Source organism: Caulobacter sp. D5 (assembly GCF_003185805.1).
Classification (GTDB): domain Bacteria; phylum Pseudomonadota; class Alphaproteobacteria; order Caulobacterales; family Caulobacteraceae; genus Caulobacter.
Map to the genome: position 1 here is coordinate 1 of NZ_QHJY01000031.1, position 1,510 is coordinate 1,510.

Below are 1,510 nucleotides of genomic sequence, written 5' to 3' on the forward strand. Positions count from 1 at the left end.
GTGTTCGACTTCCGCGACGGCCTCAACAGCTTCGTGCAGAAGTCGCCGGGCGCCCAGATCGCCGCCGGCGGCGACGGCCGCATCTGGATCCTGACCCGGCGCAACGTGCTGGTCGTCGATCCGGCCCGCCTGGCGCTCAACACCGTGGCGCCGCCGGTGGCGATCCGCGCGGTGGTGGCGGGCGAGCGGCGCTTCGCCGATCCGTCGGCCGTGCGCCTGGCGGCCGGCACGACCAGCCTGCGCATCCAGTACACGGCCCTCAGCTTCGCCGTGCCCGGCCGCGTGCGCTTCCAGTACCGGCTGGAGGGCGTCGACCGCGACTGGGTGGACGCCGGCGGCCGGCGCGAGGTGCTCTACAACAACCTTCGCCCCGGGACCTTCCGCTTCCGGGTCAAGGCGGCCAATAACGACGGCGTCTGGAACGAGCAGGGCGCGCAGGTGGTCGTCACCATTCCGCCGACCCTGGCCGAGACCTGGTGGTTCCGCCTGCTGTGCATGGCCGCCGTGGGTCTGGCGCTGTGGGGCGTCTACGCCCTGCGGCTGCGGCGGGTGTCGGCCCAGATCAAGGACCGGCTGGAAGAGCGCGCCGCCGAGCGCGAGCGCATCGCCCGCGAGCTGCACGACACCCTGCTGCAAAGCGTCCAGGGCCTGATCATGCGCTTCCAGTCGGTGGCCTATCAGATCCCCGACGACCTGCCGGCCAAGGACGTCATCAACCAGGCCCTGGACCGCGCCGACCAGATGCTGGTCGAGGGCCGCGACCGGGTGCGCGACCTGCGCGGCCGCGAGACCCGGCGGCTCGACATCCAGCTGCGCGAGCTGATGGCCGAGCAGCCGTTCGAACCGGGCGTGAAGGTCGAGTTGGTGGTCGAGGGCGTGGCCCGCGCCATCCAGCCGCTGGTGCAGGAGGAGATCGTCCGCATCGGCGGCGAGGCCCTGTTCAACGCCGCCCGCCACGCCCGCGCCGGCCAAGTGCAGGTGCGCGTCTCGTACGGCGTGCGCCAGTTGCAGGTGACCATCCGCGACGACGGCGTGGGCATCGGCGCCAACCGCATGGCCTGGGCCAGCCGCGAGGGCCATTATGGCCTGATCGGCATGCACGAACGCGCCAGCAAGATGGGCGCCCAGCTGGCTATCGAAAGCGCCGCCGGCAAGGGCACCACCATCACCCTCAGCGTCGCCGGCGCCATCGCCTATCCGACCCAGCCCTGGCTGGCGCGGCTGGGCCGGAAGAGGGGCGGGTAGCGGACATGGCCTGCGTCCCCTAGCTCTTCAGCCACACCGCCACGGCCGACAGGGTCAGGCAGGCGGCCACCGTGGTCAGGGCGACGACCCGCGCGCCGCCGCGGGCGAAGACGTTGTAGGCGCGGGTCTGGATGAAGACGTTGACGGCCGTTGGGGTCGCCGCCAGCAGGGTGGCGGCCAGGCGGAAGGCGGCGGGGGCGGGCGTCAGGCCGACCACGGTCCAGACCAGCAGCGGCAGGACCAGCAGCTTGGCGAGGGCGGCGGC

The 1,510-nt window shown here is 72.6% G+C and carries 1 protein-coding gene and 1 pseudogene; one reads left to right on the plus strand and one right to left on the minus strand.

What is annotated here, in order from left to right; translation table 11 throughout:
* Window positions 1-1,245 (plus strand): triple tyrosine motif-containing protein (locus DMC18_RS02670; protein ID WP_233248047.1); only part of this gene is annotated, 1,245 nt, incomplete at its 5' end.
* Between the two features lie 19 nt (window positions 1,246-1,264).
* On the opposite strand, the pseudogene DMC18_RS02675 reads toward DMC18_RS02670, so the two are convergent.
* A pseudogene (locus DMC18_RS02675) lies at window positions 1,265-1,510 on the minus strand (AEC family transporter); the annotation flags it as partial.